Genomic DNA, 20,772 nt, shown 5'->3' with positions numbered 1-20,772 from the left:
CACACCGCGCCCAGCTGGCGGTAGCATTCATGTCCCGAACGCATCCGGCTGGATCCCGACCGACGCCCGACTGCTTCCCAACACCCTGCGGCTTGCCCGAATTCGCTCCACAACCTTCGCTTGCGGTGAAATTTCAGGGCCTGCCGCGTGATCTTAAGAAGAACTGCGCATGACCGAAAAATCCTGCCGGGTGTGCCCTGGACCCAAAGGCCAGCACCCGCCGGGTTTGGCTGGGGGTCAGACTGCCTGAGCGGTGGCTTTTGCCGAAGCTCTTGCCATGGCGCTGGCGGTGCAGACCCTTCTTGCCGGTAACCCGATTGCTCCCCAAATTTTTAGGGAAGCCTATAATTCTACTATTCTTTCAAGCAGACATTCAAGCGACACATCGCAAGCTTTCCATGGGCACAATCACTGATCCGGCCGACCTGGCCAAGATGCGCGCCGCCTGCCAGGACGCCGCCAAAGTTCTCGATTTCATCACGCCGCACGTCAAACCGGGCGTGACCACAGGCGAACTCGACCGCCTCTGCCTGGAGTACCTGACCGACGAACTGAAGGTAAAGTCCGCCACGGTCGGCTACGCGCCCCCCGGCTACCCGCCCTTCCCCGGCGCCATCTGTACCTCCGTGAATCACCAGGTGTGCCACGGCATCCCGGGCGACAAGGTGCTGAAAAATGGGGACTCATTGAACATCGACGTCACCATCATCAAGGATGGCTGGTTCGGCGACACGAGCCGGATGTACGCGGTGGGCGAACAGTCCATTTTGTCCCGGCGCCTGTCCGACATCACGTTCGAGTGCATGTGGAAGGGCATCCAGCAGGTCAAGAACGGCGCCACCCTGGGCGACATCGGCAATGCGATCCAGAAGCACGCCGAGTCCAACGGATTTTCGGTGGTGCGCGAATTCTGCGGCCACGGCATCGGGCAGCGCTTTCACGAAGATCCCCAAGTCCTGCACTACGGCAAGCCCGGCACGGGCGTGAAGCTGGTGACCGGCATGCTGTTCACGATCGAGCCGATGATCAACGCCGGGCGCCGCGAGATCCGCCAACTGGCCGACGGCTGGACCGTGGTCACGCGCGACCACAGCCTGTCCGCGCAATGGGAACACGCCGTCTGCGTGACGGAGACCGGCTACGAGGTCCTGACCCTGTCGCCCGGCATGCCCCAGCCGCCCGCGTTCATCACCGAACCCATCGTTATTCCCGCCGTCTGAAGCACCGCAGCCACCCATGACCGCCGAAATCCTTACCCAGCTGCGCGAACGCATTCAGGAATCCCGGCGGGCCGCGGTGGCCCAGTTCCGGGAACACGAACGTCCCGACATCCTGCTGACCGAACTGCGGCGCATCGTGGATGCCGCCTTGCGGGATCTGGTCAAGCATTGCCCGCTGCCGGTCGGCGCCACGCTGGCGGCCGTGGGCGGCTATGGCCGCGGCGAGCTCTACCCCCACTCCGACGTCGATCTGCTGATCCTGCTGCCGCATGCGCCGACGCCCGACGAGGAAAGCGCGATCGAAAAGCTGGTGGCGTCGCTATGGGATCTGGGACTGGAGCCGGGCCACAGCGTGCGCACCATCGAGGACTGCGAACGCGAGGCGGACGCCGACATCACCGTGGAAACCGCCCTGCTGGAATCCCGCTGGCTGGCCGGCAGCCGCGTGCTGATGCGCAAGTTCGACGCGGCCACCAAGTCGCGGCTCGATCCGCAAGCTTTCTTTCTGGCCAAGCGCGTCGAAATGCAGCAGCGCCACGGGCGCTACCACGACACTCCCTACGCGCTGGAACCCAATTGCAAGGAATCGCCGGGCGGGCTGCGCGATCTGCAGGTCATCCTGTGGATGGCCCGGGCCGCCGGGTTTGGCAACAACTGGCGCTCGGTGGCGCAGGCGGGTCTGCTGACCTCGTCCGAGGCGCGCGACCTGCGCAAGGCCGAGCAAGCCTTCAAGCGCCTGCGCATCGAACTGCACCTGCTGGCCAACCGGCGCGAAGACCGGGTGCTGTTCGACCTGCAGCCCGCGCTGGCCGAGGTCTACGGCATCCATGCCACCGCCACGCGGCGCGGCAGCGAACTGCTGATGCAGCGCTATTACTGGGCGGCGCGGCTGGTGACACAGCTGAACGGCATCCTGGTGCAGAACATCGAGGAGCGGCTGTTTCCCCGTCCCGACAGCGACGCGCGCGACATCGACGACGATTTCCGCAACCTGCGCGACCGCCTGGACATCATTCGGGACGACGGCTTCGAGCGCAATCCCACCCTGCTCCTGCGCGCCTTTTTGGTGATGCAGCAGCACCCCGAGCTGACGGGCATGTCTGCCCGCACGCTGCGCGCCATCTGGCATTCGCGTCACCGCATCGACGCGCAGTTCCGCCGCAATCCGGTCAACCGCAAGCTGTTCCTGCAGATCCTGCAGCAGCCGCGCGGCATCGTCCACGAATTGCGGCGCATGACCATGCTGAACATCCTGCCGCGCTACCTGCCGGTGTTCCGCCGCATCGTGGGCCAGATGCAGCACGATCTTTTCCACGCCTATACGGTGGACCAGCACACGCTTGCGGTGGTGCGCAACCTGCGCCGTTTCACCATGCCCGAGCACGCGCAGGAATATCCGTTGGCCAGCCAGCTGATCGCGGGCCTGGACCGTCACTGGCTGCTGTACGTGGCCGCGCTGTTTCACGACATCGCCAAGGGCCGCGGCGGCGACCATTCTGAATTGGGCGCGCGCGAGGTGCGCAAGTTTGCCGCCGACCACGGCATGGATCCCGAAGACGCCAAGCTGGTGGAGTTCCTGGTGCGTCAGCATCTGCTGATGTCGGCAGTGGCGCAAAAGCGTGATCTGTCCGACCCAGACGTGGTGAAGGAGTTTGCCGCGACGGTCAAGGACGAACGCCATCTGACCGCGCTGTATCTGTTGACGGTGGCCGACATCCGCGGCACCAGCCCCAAGGTCTGGAACGCCTGGAAGGGCAAGCTGCTGGAAGACCTGTACAAGCTGACGCTGGCCGCACTGGGCGGCGCCCATGCCGACGCCCATACGGTGCTGGCCGAACGCAAGGAAGAAGCGGCGCGGCTGACGCGCCTGGCCGGTCTGCGCGACGACGCGCGCGAAGCCTTCTGGAATCAGCTGGACGTGGCGTACTTCCTGCGGCACGACGCCTCGGACATCGCCTGGCACACGCGCCACCTGTACCACCAGGTCGAGCCCGCGCGCGCGGTGGTCAAGGCGCGCCCTACCGAACAGGGCGAAGGCCTGCAGATCATGGTCTACACGCGCGATGCCCCCGACCTGTTCGTGGCGATCTGCGGGTATTTCGACGCCAAGTCCCTGTCCATTCAGGACGCCCGCATCCACACGACCCGACATGGCTGGGCGCTGGACAGCTTTATCGTGCTGCTGCCGGAAGGCGCCAGCGACCTGCGGGCGCAGGCCACGCTGGTCGAGCACGAACTGGCCGAGCGGCTGAAGGACCCGCAGGCAGCCGCGCAGGCCCAGCCCGGGCGCGGCGGATGGTACGGACGCGGCCGGCAGTCGCGCGTATCGCGCGTCTTTCCGGTCATGCCGCAAGCTGAACTGCAGCCGGACGAGCGCAGCACATCGTGGCGGCTGTCCGTCACGGCGACCGACCGGCCGGGTCTGCTGCATGCCCTGGCGCGCGTCTTTGCCCGCCACGAGGTCAACCTGCTCATGGCCAAGATCATGACGCTGGGCGACCGCGTCGAGGACGTGTTCATCGTGGACGGATCCGCGCTGGCGCGCCCCCGCAGCCAGATGCAGTTCGAACGCGACATCCTGGACGCGCTTTCCGGCGACGAGGCCCAGCAGCGCGCCGCCTGAGCCCGCATCGCCAGACCCCGCCCGGACCGCATACAATCCGGGTTTTCGGCCAGGCGATGCTTGCTCCCATGCAGCTCAATGACTATCTGCGCGTTTTCGGTGGCAGCTTTTTCTTCGCGCTGGCCACCCTGCTGCCGTTTCTGAACCCACCCGCGATCGCCCCCATCTTCCTATCGCTGACCGAGGGCGCTTCGTCCGCCACGCGGGTGGTGCTGGCCAAGCGGGTCGCCACCAACGTGTGCCTGATGCTGATCGTGGCCATGGTGGCGGGCAACGTGCTTCTCAGTTTCTTCGGCATCTCGCTGTCGATCGTGCGCGTGGGCGGGGGCATGCTGGTGATCGCCAGCGCCTGGCGGCTGGTGAACTCGCCAGATGCCGACACCGAACGCGTCGCCCGCATGGCCGAATCGTTCACACCCGAAATGGCTAAGGCCCGCGCGTTCTATCCGCTGACCTTTCCCATCAGCTGCGGTCCCGGCTCCATCGCGGCGGCCATCACGGTCGGGGTCTCGCTGCGAGACCAGAATCACGCATTGAGCCTGGTGCGCCTGGCCGGCTCCATTCCTGGCATCATCGTCGTTTCGCTCACGCTTTATGTCTGCCTGCGCTTTGCGGCCCAGATGCTGCACCGCCTGGGCGACAATGGCACCGCTGTCTTCATGCGGTTGTCGGCCTTCATCATGCTGTGCCTGGGGGTGCAGATCTTCTGGGAGGGCGCCCGGGAACTCCTTTTGGGCGTGCTGACCCAGGTGATGCAACCAATTCCCGTCCCGAAGGCCTAAGCATGGCCGGCCGCCGCGCCGGCCTCGTTTAACCCATTCCAACGCAACAATGACCTCTCGCTCAGAACGCCTGCTCCGCCTGATCGCCCTCTTCTCCTTCGGCGCCGTGGGCATCGCCCTCGTTTCCCAGCACGTCTTCGACATGCCGCCCTGCGCCTGGTGCGTGTTGCAGCGCCTGATCTACCTGGTGATCGGCGTGGTCGCCCTGGTGGGCGGCTTTGGCGGCGGACGCGCCCTGACGCGGATCTGCGGCTTTCTGGCCGCCCTGCTGTCGCTGTCGGGCATCGTGGCCGCCTGGTACCAGTACAGCGTGGCCGCCAACATGCTCTCGTGCGACCAGACCTTTGCCGATCGTTTCATGACCGGCATCGGCCTGGAAAGCGCCATCCCGTCGCTGTTCGGCATCTACGCCACCTGCATGGACGCCAAGGTGCCGGTGCTGGGCATTGAGTACGCCCTGTGGAGCCTGGCGCTCTTTGTCATCCTGTTCTTCATGGCGCTGCCGGTGGCGTTCAGGCGAGGCCGTGCCTGAACCCCGCGTGCACATGCAGACACTGAAATACCTGGCCGGCTATCCGGAACCGCTGCTGGCGCAGGCCCAGAAACTGCTCGACCAGGACAAGCTGGGCGCGGCCCTCCTGGCGCGCTATCCGGAAGGCGCGCACGACGTGCGCACCGACAAGGCGCTGTACCAGTACGTGACCGAGCTGAAGAACGCCCACATGCGCAATGGCGACCAGATCAACAAGGTCGCGTTCGACAGCAAGATCCATGTGATTCAGCACGCCCTGGGCCAGCACACCTACATTTCGCGGGCGCAAGGCGGCAAGCTGAAGGCCAAGCACGAGATCCGCGTGGCAACGTTGTTCAAGAACGTGCCCGCGCCGTTCCTGAAGATGATCACCGTGCACGAGCTGGCGCACTTGAAGGAGAAGGACCATAACAAGGCCTTCTACAACATGTGCCTGCGCATGGAGCCGCACTACCACCAGTACGAATTCGACCTGCGCCTGTACCTGACGCACCTGGAGGCCACGCGCACGCCGCTGTGGGAAGCGAAAGGCTAGATCGCATCTGCAACGGGTAAAAAAATGCCGTCCCGAGGGACGGCATTTTGTTCTGCGCGAAACGCCGGCGGCGATCAGGCGTCGTCGGAGGTGTGCCCCATGTTGAAGCGCAGACCGCCCGCGTCCTCGTCCTTGCCGGGCTCGGAGCGCGATTGCCCCAGGCGGGCCAGATACTCGGGCGTGATGTCGCCGGTGATGTACTGGCCATCGAAGCACGAGGCCTCGAAGCGCGTCAGCTTGGGATTGATGTCGCGCACGGCCTGCTGCATGTCGTGCAGGTCCTGGTAGACCAGGCTGTCGGCGCCGATGGCGCGGGCGATTTCCTCGTCCGTGCGGCCGGTGGCGATGAGCTCGCTCTGCGTGGGCATGTCGATGCCGTACACGTTGGGGAAGCGCACCGGAGGCGCGGCCGAGGCGAAGTACACCTTGTTGGCGCCGGCGGCGCGGGCCATGTCGACGATCTCGCGGCTGGTCGTGCCGCGCACGATGGAGTCGTCGACCAGCAGCACGTTCTTGCCCTTGAATTCCATGCCGATGGCATTGAGCTTCTGGCGCACCGACTTCCGGCGCACGGCCTGGCCCGGCATGATGAACGTACGGCCCACGTAGCGGTTCTTGATGAGGCCTTCGCGATAGTCCAGGTTCAGGCGCGCGGCAAGCTGCATGGCGGCCGGGCGCGAGGAATCGGGAATCGGCATGACGACGTCGATGTCGCCCAGGCGCATGTTGCGCGCGACCTTGTCGGCCAGGTACTCACCCATGCGCAGGCGCGCGTCGTACACCGAGACGCCGTCGATCATCGAATCGGGGCGGGCGAAGTAGACGTATTCGAAAATGCAGGGGACCAGCTGCGGGTTGTCGGCGCACTGGCGGGCCACCATGCGGCCGTCCAGGTCGATGAAGACGGCTTCGCCGGGTTCCACGTCGCCCACGAACGTGAATCCGCTGCCTTCAAGCGCCACGGATTCCGAGGCAACCATCCATTCCACGCCCTCTTCGGTTTCCTGGCGGCCAATACACAGCGGGCGGATGCCGTTGGGATCGCGGAAGGCCAGCAGGCCGTAGCCGGAAATCTGGGCCACGACGGCATAGGCGCCGCGCACGCGCTTGTGCAGGGCGGACACGGCGCGGAACATGGCGTCCTCGTCGAGCGACACGCCGTCGGCGGCCGATTGCAGCTCGTGCGCCAGCACGTTCAAGAGGACTTCGGAATCGGAGTTCGTGTTGATGTGGCGGCGGTCGACGCGATACAGCGACTCGCGCAGCTCACGCCAGTTGGTCAGGTTGCCGTTGTGGGACAACATGATGCCGAACGGGGCATTGACGTAGAACGGCTGGGCCTCTTCCTCGCTGGCGCTGGAGCCGGCGGTGGGATAGCGGACCTGGCCGACGCCCGACGTGCCGGGCAGCGCGCGCATGTTGCGCGTGCGGAAGACGTCGCGCACCAGGCCGTGCGCCTTGTACATATTGAACTGGTTGCCTTGCGACGTCGCAATGCCCGCGGCGTCCTGCCCGCGATGCTGCAACAGCAGCAAGCTGTCATAGAGCAGCTGGTTGACCGGCCCGCGCCCGATGACCCCTACGATTCCACACATGGTGAGATTTCCTGGTTGATTTGAAGCTAATCAGTACGGCAGCCACGTCGCCAGGGTTGGCGGCAGCCACGTCTTGATATGTTTGATGGCCTCGATGGCCGAATGCGAAAACATGGCGTCCTGCCACCACGGCTCTTGCGGCAGCGGCGTATACCCTGCGGCGGCGACCAGCGCCAGCACGATCAATAGACCACGGGCCAGCCCGAACATTCCGCCCAGGCCGTGATCGGCGGGGCTGAGTCCGGTGCTGCGGATCAGGGCGGCAAGCGTCATATTGACCAACCCCACGCCGAGCAACACGATGATGAACACCGCCGCGTAGGAGACTCCCATGCGCAGCAGCGTCGTTTCAATATAGGGCTCCAGCCAGGTGTACACCGTGGGCCCCCACCATATCGCGGCCACGAAGGCCAGCAGATAGGCGACCAGCGACAGCACCTCTTTGAGCAGGCCGCGCACCAGACCCAGCACACCCGATACCACCAGGATGGCCAGCACGACGAAGTCGAAGCCGGTCACTATTGGGCGGCAATGAAACCATTGTCATAGCCCAGCGTGCGCAACCGCGCCTGGGCCGCCTGGGCCGCCTCGCGCGACGGGAACGGCCCCACGCGCAGACGGTACTGCTGCTTGCCATTGATCGTGGCCTGCTCGACAAAGGCGTTGGTGACGCCGGCCTGATGCAATTTGCCGCGGCGCGACTGGGCGTCTTCGGACGTCGTGTAGGCAGCGATCTGCAGCACGAAATTACCCTTCGCGGCGGCGGGTTTGGACGCTTCCGGCTTGGGTGCCGATGCCGGCGCACTGCGGCCCTCGAGCAGCGCCAGGGCGCGCGCGCCATCGTCGGAACGCGTTTCAGGCTTGGCCGGCGTGGTCGGCTTGGCGGGCTCGGGCTTGGGCTTGGTTTCGGGCTTGGGCGGCGTGGCCGGCGGGACGGCAGGCGTCGCGGGCGGGGTGGCCGGCTGCGTGGTGTGGGGCGTGGTGGGCGTGCCGGACGCGGCGGCCACGGGCGGCACGGAATTCACGGCGGGAGGCGTAGGCACCGCGGCCGGGTCGGTGGCCCCGGACGCCGAAGGGTCGGCGGGCGCGGCAACCTGGGGGTCGGAGACCTGAGGCTGGAACGGCGTCGTGCGTTCCGGCACCTTGATGGGGATGTTGTCGTCGACCGGGGCGGGCTGAGAGTCCAGCACCATGGGCAGGATGATGACTGCGGCCAGCACCAGCGCCACTGCGCCCGCAAGCCTGCGCCGCGCGCGGCCGCGCAACTCGGCCGCCTGGACCTCGCTGGGCACGGCAGCCCGTTTGGAGGCCTGCGCCTGCTCGGCAGGATCTTTGCGTTTGAAAAAACCCATGGAAGAGAATTCCTTGCGGCGCCTTGCGGCATTGCGGCGGCACGGCCGCCATGACGCGAATGGCCCGATTTGCCTATGCCTTGCGACCCAGAGCCTGCAAAACGGAGGCTACGGTGAGAAACGATCCAAATACGACGATTCTATCATTCTCCCCTGCCCGTTCGCGCGCTGCCGCAAAGGCCTGGGCAGGATCGGCGTAGGCCTGGATGCCGGGGCTTTCGCTGCCGGCGGGCAGCGGCGGGAGCGCCGCGCCGACCTGGTCCGCGAGCGCCTGGCCCGGGGTGCCGCGCGGTCCGGGCAGGCCCGCGCAATACCAGTAGTCGATGCGCGAACCGAGCTTGGCCACCACGCCGGCGAGGTCCTTGTCGTTCAGCATGCCGAACACCGCGTGGGTGTACGGATGAAAGCCCATGTTGTCCAGGTTTTGCGCCAGCACGGCGGCGGCGTGCGGGTTGTGCGCAACGTCCAGGATAACGGTGGGCTGGCCCGGCAGGATCTGGAAGCGGCCTGGCAGCGAAGCTTGCAGCAGCCCCAGGCGCACGGCCTGCTGCTGCACGGGCAGCCGGTCGCGCACAGATTCCAGCGCGGCCAGCGCCGCCGAGGCGTTGAGCAATTGGTTGGCGCCGCGCAGGGCCGGATACGCCATCGCGCTGCGGCGCTGCTCGCGCCCGCCGTAGGCCCACTGCTGGCGGTCGCCCGAATAGTTGTAGTCGCGTCCGAAAAGCCACAGGTCCGCGCCGATCTCCTGGACGTAATCCAGCAGCGACTGCGGGGGCACCGGGTCGCTGCAGATGGCGGGCCGGCCGCTGCGGTAGATATGGGCTTTTTCGAAACCGATCTTTTCGCGCGTGTCGCCCAGCCAGTCGGTGTGATCGAGGTCGACGCTGGTGACGATGGCGCAGTCTGCGTCGACGATGTTCACGGCATCCAGGCGTCCGCCCAGGCCGACTTCGAGGACGACGGCGTCGAGCCGCGACTGCGAGAACAGGCGCAGAATGGCCAGCGTGGTGAATTCAAAGTAAGTCAGCGACACGTCGCCGCGCGCGGCTTCGACGGCCTGGAACTGGGCGATCAGGTCCTGGTCGGACGCGATCTGCCCGTTGACGCGGGCGCGCTCGTTGAAGTCGATGAGGTGCGGCGAGGTGTACAGGCCCACCTTGTAGCCCGCCGCAAGCAGGATGGCTTCGAGCATGGCACAGGTGGAACCTTTGCCGTTGGTGCCGCCGACGACGAACTTCACGCCGGGCAGCGACAGCGCCATGCGGTCCGCGACCTGGCGCACCCGGTCCAGGCCCATGTCGATCGCCGTGGCGTGGATGGACTCCAGGTACTGCAGCCAATCAGACAGGTTGGCGGCGGCGTCAGGCGTGCGGACAGAAGACATGAGGCGGGTTCGCGAAAGGAAATCAGCCTGCGATTTTAGCAGTCCGCGCCGGGTGTTTTCCCTAATCCCCTAGGGCGCGGCCCGGTATCCCGGATCAAAAAGTGCTTGCCCATGTTTTTCTCATACGTAAAAATAAATTCATGTATGAAAAATATAAGGAAGAGACATGACGCAGCGTGATACCCCGAGCTGGCTGGTGCGTGAAGCCGACGTCCCCGGTTACCACCCGGCCAACCACACCGGCACCCTCAACCGCCGGCTGATCAGCCCGGACACCGTGGGCGCCCGCGGGGTGGAAGTCCTGCTGGGCGTGATCGACAAGGGCAAGGGCGCGCTGCCACACGCGCATCCCGGCATTGAACAGGTCTGCTACCTGATATCGGGCACCGCCCGCGCCCAGGTGCAGGACGAATGGGCCGACATGGGCCCGGGCGACTGCTGTTATTTCCCGCCTGACATCCCCCACGTTTTCACGGTGACGAGCGACGAGCCGGCCCGGCTGCTGGTCATCTACACGCCCCCGTACGAAGAATCCCCCGACCGCGTGATACGCGATTTTCCGGCGTCACCCCCGGCCGCTTGACGCGGCTTGACCCAGGCAGCGGCCGCAGAGCCGCGCCGCATTCCATAAAAACAGGAGACACACCCATGCAATCCCTACGCCTGCTGGGCGCCGCGCTAGTGAGCGGCGCCGCCTTGATGGCCGCTGGCCCCGCGCACGCCGCCGATTACCCCACCAAGCCCATCACCCTGGTGGTGCCCTTCCCCGCCGGATCCGGCACGGACGCCGTGGGGCGCATTTTCGGGGCCGAACTGTCGACCATCCTTGGCCAGCAGGTCGTGGTCGAGAACAAGCCCGGCGCCAACGCGACGATCGCGGCCAACTACGTGGCGCGCGCCAAGCCGGACGGCTACACGCTCTTCGTCACTACCAATACGTCCCATTCGGCCGCGCCGTGGCTGATGAAGAACGTGCCCTACGACCCGGTGAAGGATTTCACCCCCATCGCGCGGGGCGGCAACCTGCCCTTCATCCTGGTCGTGAACCCGAAGCGCCCCTGGAAGACGGTGGCTGACCTGGTGGCCGACGCCAAGAAGAATCCCGGCCGCATCACGTATGCCAGCGGCAACAGCACGGGCATCGTCGCCGGCGCAACACTGGCCAACCGCGCCAAGATCGATATCCTGCACGTGCCCTACAAAGGCACGCCGCAGAGCCTGACGGACGTGGTGGGCGGCCAGGTGGACTTCATGTTCACCGATCTGGCCTCGGGCCTGCCGTTCGTGCAGTCGGGGCAATTGCGCGCCCTGGCCGTGTCCACAGCCGAGCGCAGCGCCATCGTGCCCGACCTGCCATCGATGGCCGAAGCGGGCGTGCCCGACTTCGACCTGAATTCCTGGAATGGCTACTTCGGCCCGGCCGGGATGCCGCCCGAGATCGTGGCCAAGCTGAATGCGGCCATCAACAAGATCGCCGCAAATCCCGACACGAAAAAACGCCTGGCGGGACTGGGATTTGATGCGTTCTCCAGCACCCCCGAGGCCTTCGCCCAGTTCGTCGGTGAACAGCGCGACCTGTGGGGCAAGCTGATCCGCGACGCGGGGATCGAGCAGCAATGATCGACCAGCCCCTGCCCGACACGCCGGCCGCCGGGCCGCTCGCCGGCGTGCGCATTCTGGACCTGAGCTCGGTGGTGATGGGGCCGTATGCGACCCAGGTCCTGGCGGACCTGGGCGCGGACGTCATCAAGGTGGAGTCGCCGGCGGGGGACAACATGCGGGCCGTCGGCCCCATGCGCAACCCGGGCATGGGACATATCTATCTGCACCTGAACCGCAACAAGCGATCGATTGTCCTGGACCTGAAGACGCCCGAAGGCCGGGAGGCCTGCCTGAAACTGGCGGAAAGCTGCGACGCCCTGCTCTACAACATCCGCCCGCAGGCGATGGCGCGGCTGGGGCTGTCGTACGAAGCGGTGGCCGCGCGCAACCCGCGAATTGTCTATGTCGGCGCTTACGGATTCGGCGAAGCCGGCCCCTATGCCGGCCGCCCCGCCTACGACGACCTGATCCAGGGGCAGACCGGCATTGCCGCGCTGTCCGCGCAGCAGAGCGGCGATGTGCCGCGCTATGCGCCGCTGACGCTGGCTGACCGGGCGGTCGGCCTGCACGTCGGCATCGCGCTGGTATCCGCGGTGCTGGGCGCCCGCACGCTCGGCCGCGGCCAGCAGGTGGAGATTCCCATGTTCGAGGGCATGGCCCACCTGGTGCTGGGCGACCACCTGGGCGGCGCGACCTTTGAGCCGCCGATGGGTCCCACGGGCTACGCGCGCCTCTTGGCGCCGCATCGCCGGCCGTACGCCACCGCGGACGGATACATCTGCCTGCTGATCTACAACGACAAGCACTGGCGCAACTTCTTCGCGTTGATCGGGCGTCCCGAGCTGTCGCAGGATCCCCGCTTTTGCACGCACGGCGCCCGCGCGGCGCACATCAGCGAGGTCTACGCCTTCGTGGCCGAGGTGATCGCCACCCGCCCGAGCCAGGACTGGCTGACGGAACTGGCGCGCGCCGACATTCCCGCCTCGCAGCTCTACACCATCGACGGCCTGCTGCAGGACGAGCACCTGACCGCCACCGGCTTCATCCAGGAAATGGACCACCCGTCGGAGGGCCGCATTCGCACCACCGGAACGCTGGGCCGCTACGAAGGCACGCCGACTTCGATACGGCGCCCTGCCCCGCGCCTTGGGCAGCACAGCCGCGAGGTGCTGGCCGAGGCGGGCTACGGCCAGGAACAGATCGACGCCATGCTTGCCCGTGGCATTACCCAGGACGGAAACAACGATGGACTTTGAATTCACTCCCGACCAGCTCGCGCTGCGCGACGCGGTTTCGCGCATCTGCGACCGCTACCCCGACGAATACTGGCTGGAACGAGACCGCGAGGGCGGGTTTCCGGAACCCCTGCACGCGGACCTGGCGCGCGACGGCTGGCTGGGCATCGCGATGCCGCAGGAGTACGGCGGCGCGGGCCTGGGCATGACCGAAGCGGCGCTGATGATGCAGACCATCGCCGCGTCGGGTGCGGGCTTTACCGGCGCCTCGGCCGTCCACATGAACATCTTCGGGCTGAATCCGGTCGTGGTGTTCGGCAGCGATGAACAGCGCGGCCGGTGGCTTGAACCGTTGATCGCCGGCCGGGAAAAGGCATGCTTTGCGGTCACCGAGCCCGACGCAGGGCTGGACACGACCAAACTGAGCACCCGCGCCGTGCGCCAGGGCGACGAATACATCGTCCATGGCCGCAAGATCTGGATTTCGACGGCCCAGGTGGCCTGCAAGATGCTGCTGCTGGCGCGCACCACGCCGCTGTCCGAGGTGGACAAGCCCACGCAGGGCCTGTCGCTCTTCTACACCGACCTGGACCGCGAAAAGATCGAAGTGCGGGAGATCGAGAAAATGGGCCGCAAGGCGGTCGATTCGAACATGCTGTTCATCGACGGCCTGCGGATTCCGGTGGCCGATCGTATCGGCGAGGAAGGCCGCGGCTTTGAATACATCCTGCACGGCTTGAACCCCGAGCGCATCCTGATCGCCGCCGAAGCGGTGGGAATTGGCCGGGCGGCGCTGGACCGGGCGGTCAAGTACGCCGGCGAACGCACCGTGTTCGGCCGCCCCATCGGCAAGAACCAGGGCATCCAGCACCCGCTTGCCCAGGCGTGGATGCAGCTGGAGGCCGCGGACCTGATGGTGTTCAAGGCGGCCAGCCTGTACGACGCGGGCAAGCCCTGCGGCCCGGCCGCCAACTCGGCCAAGTACCTGGCGGCCGAAGCGGGCTACAACGCCTGCCAGACGGCGGTGATGACGCTGGGCGGCATGGGCTACGCCAAGGAGTACCACGTGGAGCGGTTGCTGCGCGAAAGCTTCATCCCCCGCATCGCGCCGGTCAGCCCGCAGCTCATCATGTGTTTCATTGCGGAAAAGGTGCTGGGCCTGCCCAAGTCGTACTAGGCACACCCGCCCGCAGGCGGGCGCGGTTCAGGCCTGCTGCTCCAGCCCCGTGCAGGCCGCCCGCAGGATCCGGGCATACGATTCCTGCTCCGGCTCGATCCGGTAGATCGGGCCGCCCACCGAAATGGCGTAGTGTTCGCCGGACAGCGTGACCGGCCAGGCGATCGCGCCCACGTCGGCGATCGACTCGCCGCTATTCATGAACCATCCCCGCTGCCGCGAGGCGTCCAGATCCGCGAGCAACGCCTCGCGGGTCACCAGGGTGCGCTCGTTGTAGCGCGTCATGGGGATGCCCGCCAGCAGCGCATCGCGCGCCGCGTCATCCAGCAGCGAAAGCAACGCCTTACCCAGCGAATTGGCGTGAACGTCCTTGAACTCGCCGGCAACCGGCGCGTATCGGATCGTATGGGGGGAGTCGAGCACATCCAGGTACACGACACGGCCGTCGGCCGACAGCTTGGCGAAGACCACCGTTTCGCGCGTCGCGTCGCGCAGTTCGACCAGGCTGGGATACACCCGGTCCAGGACGGGATCGGCCCGCGCGATGCGCTGGGCCATGGCGAGCAGCCGGCCAGTGGGGTAATAGCCCTGGCGCCGTCCGGTTTCATACAGGTAACCCAGGCTGGTGAGCGTGCGGATCAGCGCCAGGCAGCTGGAGACCGGCACGTCCAGCAGGCGGGCCAGTTCCGACAGGGGCAGCGCGCGTTTCTCGCGGGCGTAGGTTTCGATGATTTCGATAACTCGCAACGCCGTCTTGACACTCATTGCCCGATCCAGACTCTTAGCACGTGAACCATCCAGTTGCGCGGGGCTAAAGTTCGCCCCGAGGGTGCCGTTATGGTAACTGAGAATTTCCTGAAAACAGCGCGTTCTCCGAGACGCCCCCCTCGCCGTTGGAGTGATCATGGCCGTAACCCCGTTAGCCCCCGCAGCGTTCGCGTCGTTACCGGTTTCGACCGTTATCGCCACGCCCGACCCTTCCGCCACCGCCACGCCCGCACCCGCCAGCAGCAACAGCAGCGGCTCCGGCAACGCCACGTCGGATCAGGCCAATGCGCAGAAGATGCCGCTCGATAAGGCGCTGGACGAGATCAACGAACAGATGAAGGCCTGGTCGACCCAGCTTCAGTTCGAGATCGACCCGAATGTGCACCAGGTGGTTGTGTCCGTGATCGACGCCGAGTCGGGTGACGTCCTGCGCACCATCCCCAGCGAAGCGGTGCTCAAGATCGCCAAAATGATCGTGAACATGCAGGGAAACGGTATCAAGACCTCGGCCTGATCCGGCACTTAAAACGCCGTTCGCCAAAGATTGAAGCGGGGCCCGGCACGAGAACCGTCGAAATAGGCCCGCCTTATGCCTTTACCCGGCCGATAGCCGGGACCACATTTTTGTCAGAATTGCATCGCTAGGAAGGAACTTCACATGGCCACCATCACCAACCTCGGTTCGAATTCAGGCTTGCCCCTGGAGGACATCCTCTCGAAGCTGGAAGCTGCCGAGGAAAAGAAGCTGCAGCAGTACACCGTACGGCAGACCAGCTTCGAAACCCGCGTTACGGCATACGGCCAGCTCAAGAGCGCCGTGGAAGCCGTGCAGAAGGCTGCCGCCGCGCTGGGCAAGCCCGAGACGCTGGGCGCCGTGAAAGGCAGCGTGACCGGCGGCGACGCCCTGACCGCGACCGTGGCCGCCGAAGGCGCCGTGGCCGGCCAGTACACGATCAACGTGAAGAACGTTGCCACCTCCCAGACCCTGCAATCGGGCGCGGTCGCCGACCGCAAGGCGTCCAATGGCGCCACCGGTTCCTTTGAAATCGAACTGGCCGACGGCACCAAGAAGACCGTCGACCTGAAGGACGACACCTCGCTGAACGGCATCGTCAAGGCGGTCAACGCCGACGACTCGCTGGGCGTGCGCGCCACCGTCATCACCGACGGCGACGGCAAGAGCTACCTGATGATGACCGCCAAGAACACGGGCGTGCAGGCGTCGGTCAAGTCCATCACGGTGACGGGCGACCAGTCGCTCAAGGACGTCCTGAACTACAACACCGACGCTGCCGACACCAGCGCGAAGATGACGGCCACCGCCGCTGTCGACGCTGAAATCGACATCAACGGCATCACCGTCAAGAGCGGCACGAACAACATTTCGACCGCCATCGACGGCGTCACGCTCAACCTGTCGTCCAAGACCGAAGCCGGCAAGCCCATCACGCTGAAGCTGGAAAGCGATCCCTCGGTGGCCAGCAAGGCGATCCAGAGCTTCGTGACCGCCTACAACACGCTGCAGACGACGATCAAGAACCTGACGGCTTTCGACGCCGCCGCCGCCACCAACCAGCCGCTGACCGGCGACGGCACGACGCGCGCCATCCAGTCGTCGCTCGCCAGCGCCCTGCAGTTCGTGACGGGCGAAGGCACGCTGCGTTCGCTGGCCGATCTGGGCATCACGACCAACCCGCAGACGCGCCAGCTGACGCTGGACCAGACCAAGCTGGACAAGGCGCTGTCCGCGAACGGCGCGGACGTCTCGCGCATGCTGACGGGCGAAAACGGCCTGGCCGCCAATTTTGCAAAGGCGACCAAGGATATCCTGAGCGACACCGGCTCGATCAAGACCAAGACCGACGGTCTGGCCAAGTCGATCGCCAACGTGAAGGATCAGTACACGCGCGCCAAGGCCGCTGGCGAAGCTTCGCTGGAGCTGATGCGCGCGCAGTTCGTCCAGTTGGACAAATTCGTTGCGCAGCAGTCGGTCACGGCCAACTACCTGACGCAGCAGTTCGCGGCCATGAACAAGTCGACGAAGTGATAACCGAGAAGATGCATTAAATGACGTACGCCGCGCGCCGCCCCACAGGCTCATACTCTGTCCGCTCCTACGCCGATATCGGCCTGGAGACCCAAGTGATGAGCGCCACACCGGAAAGGCTGATCACCCTGCTTTACCAGGGTGCGCGCGCGGCAATCGGACAGGCTCGCCTGCATCTGCAGGAAGGGCGGGTTGCCGAGCGCGGCGCTGCTATCACCAAGGCCATCAAGATCGTCGACGAAGGCCTGAAGATGGGCCTGAACATGGAAGCCGGCGGCGACATCGCCGCCAACCTGAGCCGGCTTTACGACTACATCGTCCGCACCCTGCTCATGGCAAACCTGAAAGCCGACGTCGAGCAGTTGGACATTGCGGACCGCCTGCTGGCGGACCTGGCCGACGCCTGGCAGACTTCCATCGATCGGCCTGCCCCGGGCGCAACGCCTTGATGGCCCCCATAACCGCTATTGCCAGCCATCGTTCGCCCGAGATTTCTATGACGTCGCTCACCCAGTCTTCCACCATCCTGGAACAGTACCAGGAGATCGCGCTCTCAACGAGCGAGATGTTGACGGCCGCCCAGGCCGGCGACTGGGACACCGCACTCCTGCACGGCCAGCTCTATTGCGAGCAGGTCGAGCGCCTGCGCCATGCCGAACCCGTCAATCCGCTGGACGAAGCCGGGCGCAGCATGAAGTACGACTTGCTTGTGCGCATTCTTGAAAACGATGCCATGACGCGCGACCTGGCGCTGCCCCAGTTGGCGCGGCTGGGCGAACTGCTGGGACGCATGAAGCGCCAGCAGACCCTGCTGTCCGCCTACGGCAACCAGGCGCCTGACGAATGAGCATCGGTCCCGCCGCGCTCGGCAACGTCCTGGTGCAGCGGTTGGACGCCGTGCTTGGCACGACGATGTCCGCCGCGAACGCCAACCAGATTTCGGGCGCGCGGCCCGATGCGGTCAGCCAGCCCGGCAGCCCGGAGAAAGCCGGGCCTTCGGACGGCTCGGCGCGCGATACCCGGCAAGGCATACAAACTGGCGGCGCCCGAGGCGACCGCCAGAATACTGTTGTCGACCCCAAAACCGCCGCCGCGCTGGCACTGGCCGCGCGCGGCCTGGTCACCAGCAGCGACACGACCGCGTCAGCCCCGACCACGCTGGGCACGACGGCCCGCACCATCCTGGCCCTGCTTGCCCAATACCCCGAAGCCGCACCGGCCGTGCAAGGCCGAGCGCCCTTGTGGAGCGCCGATGCGCAGGGCGGACAGCAATCCGGCGGCGCCGCCCCGGCCAGCCAGGCCGGCCCGGCCCAACCCGGCCAACCCGCGCAGGCTGGCCAGCCCGGCCAGCCCGCTGCCGCCGCCACATCTGCCGCCACCCCGGGCGCTACCCCCGGCGCTGCCCCTTCTGCGGCCGCAGACGCGGCCAGCGCCAAGCCGGCCACGCATCCGGCTGGACAAACTGGTGGCGCGAAAGGCGCCGACGCCGTCTCGCACGCCTCGCTTGCCGCCGGCGGCCCGTCTGCCCGCGCCCTCGGCCAAGCCTTGCGCAATGCGTTGCAGACCAGCGGCCTGTTCTACGAATCGCATCTGACCGACATGGTCTTTGGCCGCAAGAATCCGTCCACGCTGGAGAACGAGCCGCAAGCCCGGCTGTCTCGCGACACGGCCTCGCACGCCAACGTCCAGGCCCGCGGCCGCACCGAAGCGGCCAGCGCCAGCCGGTCTGCCGGCGGCGCAGAAGCGCCGGCGTCCTCGGGCGGCTCGGCGGCATCGTCCACGCCCGGCGCGCCGATCAGCGGCATCCATCAGGATCTGACGGTGCTGGTGCGCCAGCAGCTGGACGTGCTGGCCAATCAGACGGTGAACTGGCAAGGCGAAGCCTGGCCCGGCACGCAGATGGAATGGGAAGTCGAACGCGACCCCTACGGCGCCGACCGCGAATCGGCGGTTCCCACCTGGGCCACACGCGTCAAGCTGGATCTGCCGCGCCTGGGCCTGGTGGACGCGCGCCTGAACCTTGCGGGCGACCAGATCGTGCTGCAGCTCATTGCGCCGCACAGCGCCTCCGAGATCAATGACTCCTCGGACATGCTACGCTCGCGCCTTCTGGCTGCCGGCCTGACCCTGAGCAATCTGACGGTAAGCGTGGTTGAACCCCGCCCCGTCATCCCGACCGATTTCTGATGAACACCCCCTCCTCCCCCGCGGACGCCGGCCCGAACGCCAACCGCAACGCGGCGGTCGCCATCTCGTACGACGAAAGCGACGGCGCGCCCCGCGTGGTGGCCAAGGGCTATGGCCAGTTGGCGGACACGATTGTCCGCGCGGCCGAGGAAAACGGACTGTACGTGCACGAATCGCGCGAACTGGTGGGCTTGCTCATGCAGGTCGACCTGGACGCGCATATTCCCCCCCAACTCTATGTCGCGGTGGCAGAATTGCTCGCCTGGCTCTACCGCCTGGAATCGCGCGACATACCTCAGGCCGCGCGGCCCGAAATCTCTACCTAAGGACGATCACCGTGTTGGATGCCGCCGATCCGGAATTCCTGCTGACCCGGCCGGAAGACATGCGCTCAGCCCTCTTCGAGCTGACGCACCCCGACAGCCACATCCTGGTGCGCGATGCCGCGGACCGTGAGATTGCCGTGCTGATCCTGGGAGCCGACAAGCAGACGCGCCAGTTCTTCTGGCGCCCGCGCGACTACGATGGCGCGGACTTCGAGCAGTCGGACAGCATGGGCCTCTTGAGCGGCACGAACTTCCACTTCCACGCCACCGCCTATGGCGGCGTGCAGATCCGCTTTCGCGTCCAGCGTCCTGAAGTCATCCACTTCGATGACGGCAGCGCGGCGCTGATGTCGCCCTTCCCCGATCGCCTGGCCCGCATCCAGCGGCGCAAGATGTTTCGCGCCTCGATGATCACCAGCGCCAACCGGTGCCTCGCCACGTGGCAACCGGCGCCGGCGGACAAACCGGTGGGTTTCACCGTGCGCGACATTTCGGTGGACGGCGTGGGCCTGCGCGTGGGACTGGCCGTGGGCGAGCTACCCGAGCGCGGCACGGTGATGCAAGACGTGGAGCTGGATTTCGGCGAACTGGGCAAGCTGAGCGCCGACCTGGAAGTGCGCAACATCTATCCGGTGTCGGGCCAGCCGATGGCCGCCGCCGACGGCAGCGACGGTGAAGCGCCCAAGCACGTCTCGCTGACGGGCGAACCCCCGGTCAGCCATGTGGGCGCCCTCTTCATGAACCTGAACGCCCGCCAGGAAAACTGGCTGCAGCAGGTGGTGTGGCGCCTGGAGAAAGGCGCGCAGCGCAACTGAAGCGGCGTCTTGCGGGCACATGGCGTGCCCCTGATGACGCGCTCCTGTTGGCGCCGCTGCAACGCAAAAGGCCTTCCCGCGGGAAGGCCTTTGAACTGCTTGCCGGCCTTACACGGCCATCGACGAGATTTCCTTGTAGGCCGCAACCAGCTTGTTGCGCACCTGGACCGCCGTCTGAAAGCCCAGGCTGGCCTTCTGCAGGTCGATCATGACGTCGTTGAGCGAGATGTCGGGCGCGCCCAGCTCGAAGGCCTTGGCCTGGTTGCTGGCGGCGTTCTGGGCGGAGGTCACGCGACGGATGGAGCGCTGCAGTTCCGCGGCAAAACCGTCGGGTTGCGCGACGCCCTCGCCGGCGGACAGATTACCCGTCTCCGCCTTGCTCACGACCGCGCGCATCTGCTGGAGCATGCCTTCGATGCCGGACAAGCCTGATACAGCCATTACCTATTCCTTGCTGGTGGGGGATTACGCCAAATTGAAGACGCAGCGTAACGCCGATCCGGGCGGTCCATAGCCGACAAGAACCGCCAAAAAACCCGACATTTCAACGAATGCGAACGTCCCCCGCGGGGGATGCGGCCCCGCTTTGCGC

General features: G+C 66.2%; 22 protein-coding genes. 16 read left to right on the top strand and 6 right to left on the bottom strand.

Annotated elements, in window-relative coordinates:
- Positions 1-398 precede the first annotated feature (398 nt).
- The 5 genes from map (at position 399) to ASD87_RS02575 (ending at position 5,692) form a co-directional block, all read left to right on the top strand.
- Positions 399-1,220 (top strand): type I methionyl aminopeptidase, encoded by an 822-nt coding sequence (gene map / locus ASD87_RS02595; RefSeq protein WP_056316747.1) that lies wholly within the window; start codon positions 399-401, stop codon positions 1,218-1,220.
- Between the two features lie 16 nt (positions 1,221-1,236).
- Positions 1,237-3,843: a [protein-PII] uridylyltransferase gene (locus ASD87_RS02590; protein ID WP_056316745.1), complete on the top strand. Its 2,607-nt coding sequence runs from the start codon at positions 1,237-1,239 to the stop codon at positions 3,841-3,843.
- Positions 3,844-3,911: 68 nt separating this feature from the next.
- Positions 3,912-4,625 carry a MarC family protein gene (locus ASD87_RS02585; protein ID WP_056316742.1) on the top strand — a complete coding sequence of 238 codons (714 nt, stop codon included), beginning with the start codon at positions 3,912-3,914 and terminating at the stop codon, positions 4,623-4,625.
- 49 nt (positions 4,626-4,674) lie between these two features.
- Positions 4,675-5,157 (top strand): disulfide bond formation protein B, encoded by a 483-nt coding sequence (locus ASD87_RS02580; RefSeq protein ID WP_056316739.1) that lies wholly within the window; start codon positions 4,675-4,677, stop codon positions 5,155-5,157.
- Positions 5,158-5,170: 13 nt separating this feature from the next.
- Positions 5,171-5,692 carry a YgjP-like metallopeptidase domain-containing protein gene (locus tag ASD87_RS02575; RefSeq protein ID WP_056316736.1) on the top strand — a complete coding sequence of 174 codons (522 nt, stop codon included), beginning with the start codon at positions 5,171-5,173 and terminating at the stop codon, positions 5,690-5,692.
- Between the two features lie 74 nt (positions 5,693-5,766).
- On the opposite strand, the gene purF is transcribed toward ASD87_RS02575, so the two are convergent.
- The 4 genes from purF to folC form a co-directional block, all read right to left on the bottom strand.
- Positions 5,767-7,287, bottom strand: coding sequence for an amidophosphoribosyltransferase (gene purF / locus ASD87_RS02570; protein WP_056316733.1), 1,521 nt, complete (start codon positions 7,285-7,287; stop codon positions 5,767-5,769).
- A gap of 30 nt (positions 7,288-7,317) precedes the next feature.
- Positions 7,318-7,806, bottom strand: coding sequence for a CvpA family protein (locus ASD87_RS02565; RefSeq protein ID WP_056316730.1), 489 nt, complete (start codon positions 7,804-7,806; stop codon positions 7,318-7,320).
- Positions 7,806-8,639, bottom strand: a complete 834-nt coding sequence (locus ASD87_RS02560) for an SPOR domain-containing protein (protein ID WP_056316727.1) — start codon at positions 8,637-8,639, stop codon at positions 7,806-7,808. Before ASD87_RS02560 ends, ASD87_RS02565 begins: the two co-directional genes overlap by 1 nt.
- A gap of 73 nt (positions 8,640-8,712) precedes the next feature.
- A complete protein-coding gene (gene folC / locus ASD87_RS02555; RefSeq protein ID WP_056316725.1) occupies positions 8,713-10,023 on the bottom strand; it encodes a bifunctional tetrahydrofolate synthase/dihydrofolate synthase in 1,311 nt (436 codons plus the stop codon).
- Between the two features lie 166 nt (positions 10,024-10,189).
- Here folC and ASD87_RS02550 point away from each other — a divergent pair, with 166 nt between their 5' ends.
- The 4 genes from ASD87_RS02550 to ASD87_RS02535 all read left to right on the top strand — a co-directional run bounded on the left by ASD87_RS02550 (position 10,190) and on the right by ASD87_RS02535 (position 14,037).
- On the top strand, positions 10,190-10,606 hold the full coding sequence (locus ASD87_RS02550; protein ID WP_056316723.1) for a cupin domain-containing protein: 417 nt from the start codon (positions 10,190-10,192) through the stop codon (positions 10,604-10,606).
- Positions 10,607-10,671: 65 nt separating this feature from the next.
- Positions 10,672-11,643: a tripartite tricarboxylate transporter substrate binding protein gene (locus ASD87_RS02545; protein WP_056316720.1), complete on the top strand. Its 972-nt coding sequence runs from the start codon at positions 10,672-10,674 to the stop codon at positions 11,641-11,643.
- On the top strand, positions 11,640-12,881 hold the full coding sequence (locus ASD87_RS02540; RefSeq protein WP_056316717.1) for a CaiB/BaiF CoA-transferase family protein: 1,242 nt from the start codon (positions 11,640-11,642) through the stop codon (positions 12,879-12,881). The genes ASD87_RS02545 and ASD87_RS02540 overlap by 4 nt, the downstream gene beginning before the upstream one ends.
- Positions 12,871-14,037: an acyl-CoA dehydrogenase family protein gene (locus ASD87_RS02535; protein WP_056316714.1), complete on the top strand. Its 1,167-nt coding sequence runs from the start codon at positions 12,871-12,873 to the stop codon at positions 14,035-14,037. The genes ASD87_RS02540 and ASD87_RS02535 overlap by 11 nt, the downstream gene beginning before the upstream one ends.
- Before the next feature lie 27 nt (positions 14,038-14,064).
- On the opposite strand, the gene ASD87_RS02530 is transcribed toward ASD87_RS02535, so the two are convergent.
- Positions 14,065-14,802: an IclR family transcriptional regulator gene (locus tag ASD87_RS02530; protein WP_056316712.1), complete on the bottom strand. Its 738-nt coding sequence runs from the start codon at positions 14,800-14,802 to the stop codon at positions 14,065-14,067.
- 139 nt (positions 14,803-14,941) lie between these two features.
- Between ASD87_RS02530 and ASD87_RS02525 the strand changes: the two genes are divergently transcribed.
- The 7 genes from ASD87_RS02525 (at position 14,942) to ASD87_RS02495 (ending at position 20,180) form a co-directional block, all read left to right on the top strand.
- Complete coding sequence (locus ASD87_RS02525) at positions 14,942-15,319, top strand: flagellar protein FlaG (RefSeq protein WP_056316709.1); 378 nt, start codon at positions 14,942-14,944, stop codon at positions 15,317-15,319.
- Positions 15,320-15,463: 144 nt separating this feature from the next.
- Positions 15,464-16,852 carry a flagellar filament capping protein FliD gene (gene fliD / locus ASD87_RS02520; protein WP_056316706.1) on the top strand — a complete coding sequence of 463 codons (1,389 nt, stop codon included), beginning with the start codon at positions 15,464-15,466 and terminating at the stop codon, positions 16,850-16,852.
- Between the two features lie 20 nt (positions 16,853-16,872).
- Positions 16,873-17,301 carry a flagellar export chaperone FliS gene (gene fliS, locus ASD87_RS02515; protein WP_056316703.1) on the top strand — a complete coding sequence of 143 codons (429 nt, stop codon included), beginning with the start codon at positions 16,873-16,875 and terminating at the stop codon, positions 17,299-17,301.
- 47 nt (positions 17,302-17,348) lie between these two features.
- Positions 17,349-17,699 carry a flagellar protein FliT gene (locus tag ASD87_RS02510; RefSeq protein WP_056316700.1) on the top strand — a complete coding sequence of 117 codons (351 nt, stop codon included), beginning with the start codon at positions 17,349-17,351 and terminating at the stop codon, positions 17,697-17,699.
- Positions 17,696-19,039 (top strand): flagellar hook-length control protein FliK, encoded by a 1,344-nt coding sequence (locus ASD87_RS02505; protein ID WP_056316697.1) that lies wholly within the window; start codon positions 17,696-17,698, stop codon positions 19,037-19,039. The genes ASD87_RS02510 and ASD87_RS02505 overlap by 4 nt, the downstream gene beginning before the upstream one ends.
- Positions 19,039-19,365, top strand: coding sequence for an EscU/YscU/HrcU family type III secretion system export apparatus switch protein (locus tag ASD87_RS02500; protein WP_056316694.1), 327 nt, complete (start codon positions 19,039-19,041; stop codon positions 19,363-19,365). The genes ASD87_RS02505 and ASD87_RS02500 overlap by 1 nt, the downstream gene beginning before the upstream one ends.
- A gap of 11 nt (positions 19,366-19,376) precedes the next feature.
- Entirely contained in the window at positions 19,377-20,180 is an 804-nt protein-coding gene (locus tag ASD87_RS02495) for a flagellar brake protein (protein WP_369818492.1), read from the top strand.
- Between the two features lie 108 nt (positions 20,181-20,288).
- Here the strand turns inward: ASD87_RS02495 and fliE are convergent, their stop codons facing one another.
- A complete protein-coding gene (fliE, locus tag ASD87_RS02490) occupies positions 20,289-20,621 on the bottom strand; it encodes a flagellar hook-basal body complex protein FliE (protein ID WP_056316686.1) in 333 nt (110 codons plus the stop codon).
- Between the last annotated feature and the right edge of the window lie 151 nt (positions 20,622-20,772).

This window comes from Achromobacter sp. Root170, from assembly GCF_001428165.1.
GTDB classification, from domain to species: domain Bacteria; phylum Pseudomonadota; class Gammaproteobacteria; order Burkholderiales; family Burkholderiaceae_B; genus Achromobacter; species Achromobacter mucicolens.
This window is presented reverse-complemented; position numbering and strand designations above follow the sequence as displayed.